General features: G+C 63.7%; 4 protein-coding genes. 2 read left to right on the forward strand and 2 right to left on the reverse strand.

Annotation, left to right across the window (positions count from 1 at the left end):
* The coding region (locus tag EN879_RS24385) for an FUSC family protein (protein WP_164774551.1) at positions 1-801 on the reverse strand (801 nt) is incomplete at its 3' end.
* A 45-nt stretch (positions 802-846) separates the two neighbouring features.
* Positions 847-2,904 carry a DNA topoisomerase IV subunit B gene (parE, locus tag EN879_RS24390; RefSeq protein WP_013531965.1) on the reverse strand — a complete coding sequence of 686 codons (2,058 nt, stop codon included), beginning with the start codon at positions 2,902-2,904 and terminating at the stop codon, positions 847-849.
* A gap of 237 nt (positions 2,905-3,141) precedes the next feature.
* Here parE and cpaB point away from each other — a divergent pair, with 237 nt between their 5' ends.
* Both cpaB and EN879_RS24400 read left to right on the forward strand, forming a co-directional pair.
* Complete coding sequence (gene cpaB / locus EN879_RS24395) at positions 3,142-4,068, forward strand: Flp pilus assembly protein CpaB (protein WP_245493858.1); 927 nt, start codon at positions 3,142-3,144, stop codon at positions 4,066-4,068.
* 30 nt (positions 4,069-4,098) lie between these two features.
* Positions 4,099-4,875: pilus assembly protein N-terminal domain-containing protein (locus EN879_RS24400; RefSeq protein WP_127274297.1), on the forward strand; the 777-nt coding region annotated here is incomplete at its 3' end.

The following is a 4,875-nucleotide window of genomic DNA, read 5'->3' on the forward strand; positions in this document are numbered from 1 at the left end:
CTTCGGAGCGGCATGCGAATGCAACGCACGTGCCGCCGACAGCGCCGAGAGCAGTTGTCCGATCGTGCGCCGGACCGGATGCGCGCGCGGCGCGAAGCTCGGCGCCTCGAGCCTGGCATAGGCGCGCATCTCGCCGAGCGTCTGGGTATCCGTGACCAGCTTTCGGTGCAGCGCGGACAGCGTTGCCGGGTCGCCGCCGGAGAACGCACCGCCGGCATAGGTGGCAAGATCGAGGATGCAGCGTTTCAGGCGCGAGACGATGGCGTCGCTGGCCAGTTTTGGCAGGATCAGCCGGCTGGTCAGGCCGGCGCAGACGATGCCGAGCACGATCTCGGCACAGCGCGCGACAGCGAGGTCGACGACGAGATGCGGCTGTCCGAAAGCGGGCAGGCCGATGATCATTGCGGTGTAGCCGGCCAGGGCGGCGCCATAGGCTTCCGGATTGCGCAGCAGCGACGAGACGAAGGTGCAGATGCCGATCCAGACGGCAAGCACAGTCACCAGCACCCAGGGGTTGGTGCCGAAAACGGTGGTGATGCCGATCGCGGCGATGCCGCCGACCAGCGTGCCGAGCAGCCGGTAGAAGCCCTTCGCCAGCACCATGCCGGCAACCGGCTGGGCGACGATGAACACCGTCATCATGGCCCATTGCGGATGGTCGAGCTTCAGCGCATAGGCTGCCAGCAGCGCGATCAAGCCGGCTGAAACGGTGCGCAAGGCAAAGATCCAGTCGGAGCGCGTCGGCTGCGTCAACCCGGCTAAACTCGTCCCGAAATAGCCTTTCAGCCGCGTCCTGGTCACATGCTCGTCTCCGCAGCTGGAGCCTTGTTATGGACCGGCTGGCGGCTAGATATCCAGCACTTCCGTCTCGGCGAATTCGGCGCGTTCCTGGATGAACCGGAAGCGGGCCTCCGGCTTCGTGCCCATCAACGCATCGACGGCGTCCTTGGTCGCCGTCTCGGCGTCGATTACATCGATCCTGAGCAGCGTTCGCTTCCTCGGATCCATGGTGGTTTCCTTGAGCTGGGCGGCCATCATCTCGCCCAGACCCTTGAAGCGGCCCAGTTCCACCTTGCCGCGCCCGGTGAATTCGGTGCGCAGGAGCTCGTCCTTGTGGGCGTCGTCTCGGGCATAGGCGACCTTGCCGCCTTGCCTGATCGAGTAAAGCGGCGGCACGGCGAGATAGAGATGGCCGCCACGCACCAGCGCCGGCATCTCCTGATAGAAGAAGGTGATCAGCAGCGAGGCGATATGGGCGCCGTCGACATCGGCGTCGGTCATGATGATCACGCGGTCGTAGCGCAGATCCTCATCGCGGTACTTCGAACGCGTACCGCAGCCGAGCGCCTGGATCAGGTCCGAAATCTGTTGGTTGGCCGCCAGCTTATCGTTGCCGGCGCTGGCGACGTTGAGGATTTTGCCGCGCAATGGCAGCACGGCCTGGCTGGCGCGGTCGCGCGCCTGCTTGGCCGAGCCGCCGGCCGAGTCGCCTTCGACGATGAACAGTTCTGCACCGGCCGCGGCATTCTGCGTGCAGTCGGCGAGCTTGCCCGGCAGCCGCAGCTTGCGCACCGCGCTCTTGCGCGACACTTCCTTTTCCTGGCGCCGGCGCACCCGCTCGTCGGCGCGTGCGATCACCCATTCGAGCAGCTTCGAGGCTTCCTGCGGATTGTCGGCCAGCCAATGGTCGAACGGATCGCGGATCGCGGTCTCGACAATTCGAATTGCCTCGATCGTCGCCAGCCTGTCCTTGGTCTGTCCGACGAATTCCGGCTCGCGGATGAACACCGACAGCATGCCCGCCGCCGAGATCATGACGTCTTCCGAGGTGACGATCGACGCGCGCTTGTTGCCGACGAGGTCGGCATAGGCGCGCAGGCCTCGCGTCAAAACGTTGCGGAAGCCGGCCTCGTGGGTGCCGCCTTCGCCGGTCGGGATGGTGTTGCAGTAGGAATTGATGAAGCCGTCGCCGCCGAACCAGGTCACCGCCCATTCGAGCGAGCCGTGGCCGCCCTGTTTCTCGCTCTTGCCGGCGAAAATCTCGCGCGTTACCTGGAAGTCGTCGCCGAGCGATGCCTTGAGATAGTCCTTCAGGCCGCCGGGAAAATGGAATTCCGCCTTGGCCGGCGTCTGGTCTTTTTCCTTGATCAGCGACGGATCGCAGGTCCAGCGGATTTCGACGCCGCCGAACAGATAGGCTTTCGAGCGCGTCATACGGTAGAGCCGCGCCGGTTCGAACGCCGCGCCCTTGCCGAAAATCTGCTCGTCGGGGTGGAAGCGGATCTTTGTGCCGCGCCGGTTGTGGACCTCGCCCAACTGTTCCAGGCCGGTCACGGGAACGCCGCGCGAGAATTTTTGCCGATAGAGTTGCCGTCCCCGCGCGACCTCGACCTCGAGATGGTCCGACAGCGCGTTGACCACGGATACGCCGACGCCATGCAGGCCGCCTGATGTCTCGTAAACCTTGGAGTCGAACTTGCCGCCCGAATGCAGCGTCGTCATGATCACTTCAAGCGCCGGCTTCTTGAACTTCGGGTGCGGATCGATCGGGATGCCGCGGCCATTGTCGGTCACGGCGAGATAGCCGTCGGCCGAAAGCTCGACATCGATGAAGGTGGCGTGGCCGGCAACCGCTTCGTCCATCGAATTGTCGATGACCTCGGCGAACAGATGGTGCATCGCCTTGTCGTCCGTGCCGCCGATATACATGCCTGGCCGGCGGCGCACCGGCTCCAGCCCTTCCAGCACCTCGATGTCGGCGGCGCTATAGCCCTCGCTGCCGTCCTTGGTCGAGGCAGGACGCTTGGTGGCTTGCACCACCAGTGGATCCGCCGGGCGCGCAGCGGTACGCACCGGCTGCGGCTGCTTGTCCATATTGCCGAAGAGATCGTTGCTGTCGTCCATGCCTGCCATAGGTTCCGGTGCTGCGAATCACCTCGCGATACTGCCACGCTTTTCAGCGCCAAGCGACCGAGGTTCCTGTTCCGTTCGGGGATCTGGGCCCTCTTACCCCAAAACCATTCGATAACCAAGCCGGCGGAAATAGATCCGATACCAACGCCCGGGATTCCTGATTCTTTAACAATGCCGCCTAACGTGAGCCCAACTAAATAAGAAACTGCTGATATCAGGGGTTTAGGCGTGAGGGGCAAGGCCATATCGATGATCGGCATCGCCGCCGTTTTCGGCGCGATCTCGATCTTTGCCGCGGATTTCTGGGTCAAAAGCCAGGCCAAGGCCGATTCCGAAGAGAAGACGTCGTCGATTCCGGCACCTGTCGTGCCGAAAGTCGAATTCAAGACCATCGTGGTGGCGAATGCCCCGTTGCGCTACGGCATGGAGCTCGACCGCGCGCAGCTCAGCGAAATCCCGTGGTCGCAAGAGTCCGTGCCGCAGGGCGCCTTCACCACCATCAATGCGTTGCTCGCCGACGGCAGCCGCGTGGTGCTGTCGCCGATCGAGGTCAACGAACCGGTGCTGCTGGCCAAGCTGTCCGGCCCGAATGGCCGCGCGACGCTCTCCAACATGATGACGCCCGGAATGCGGGCGGTCACCATCCGCACCGACGAGATCGCCGGAGTCGGCGGCTTCGTCACGCCCGGTGACCGCGTTGACGTGGTGCTGACGCGCGATGCCGGCGAAATTCAGGAAGTGGCCAAGAATGCGCAAGGCGCTGCCGGTTCCACCATCGCCGCCGAGATCGTTGTCGCCGATGCCAAGGTGCTGAGCGTCGGGCAGGGCGCCGACGAGCGCCAGACGACGCCGCAGATTTCCAATTCGGTGACCATCGAGGTGACGACGGACGGCGCGCAGAAAGTAGCGCTGGCCCGCACCGTCGGCACGCTCTCGCTGTCGCTTCGGTCCGCCAGCGAAGGCGCTGACGGCAAGAGCGGCGTCACCACCATCTCCTCCTTCGGCGGATCGGTCGCCTCGAATGTGCAGGCCGCGGCCGGCTCGGTGTTCGACGCCGTCACCAAGGAGCCGGAGAAACCGAAGTTCAAGACGGTCATCGTAACGCGCGGCACGAAGGCCGAGGAATACCAGGTTCCTTCGCGGGACCAGAAATAAACCAGTGGGGACTGGGTGAGGGACGGGACAATGTTCGGGCTGTTCATATATCGGGTCATGACGCGGTTGCGCGTTTTGCGCGCCGTGGCTGTCGCGTCTTCGCTGGCCGCTGCGGTGATGCTGGCCTTGGGCGCCTCGGCGGCGAGAGCTGACAACGACGTCGTCTACGTGTCGTCGACCAAGAATGCGTCAATCAAGGTTGCCAAGGGCAAGCCGAAGACGATCATCACCAGTGCTGCCTTCTACCAGATCGTCATCGGCGATCCGGAGATCGCCAACGTCAATCCGCTGACCGACAAATCCTTCTATGTGCTCGGCAACAATCTCGGCACCACCGGGATTGCGCTGTTCGATGAGAAAAAGCAGCTTGTCGGCACCGTCGACATCGAGGTGACGCTCGACACCGACCAACTGGCCAGCACCATTCGCGCCAGCGTGCCGGATGCCAGGATCAAGGTCGGATCGGCCAATGGCCGTGTCGTGCTGTCGGGCGAGGCCGACGATGCCGTCGCCGCCGAAAAGGCAAACAAGATCGCGACGCGCTTTTCCGGTGCCGAGGAGGTGATCAACTCGGTCAACATCTCATCTTCGCAGCAGGTCCAGCTCAACGTCCGCTTTGTCGAGATCAACCGCCAGGCGGGCCAGGATCTGGGTGCCAAATACGCCGCCAATTTCGCCTATGGCCTTGGCGGCCGCGACGTCTCGATCGATCCGGGCACAGTGCCGGCGGCCGGTACTGGCGAGATCATCGGTCGTCTCCTATCGAACGGCGTATCGATCGATATTGCCATCAAGGCGCTGGAGGAG

This window comes from Mesorhizobium sp. M7A.F.Ca.AU.002.02.1.1 (assembly GCF_003998535.1).
Taxonomy (GTDB): Bacteria; Pseudomonadota; Alphaproteobacteria; order Rhizobiales; family Rhizobiaceae; genus Mesorhizobium; species Mesorhizobium ciceri.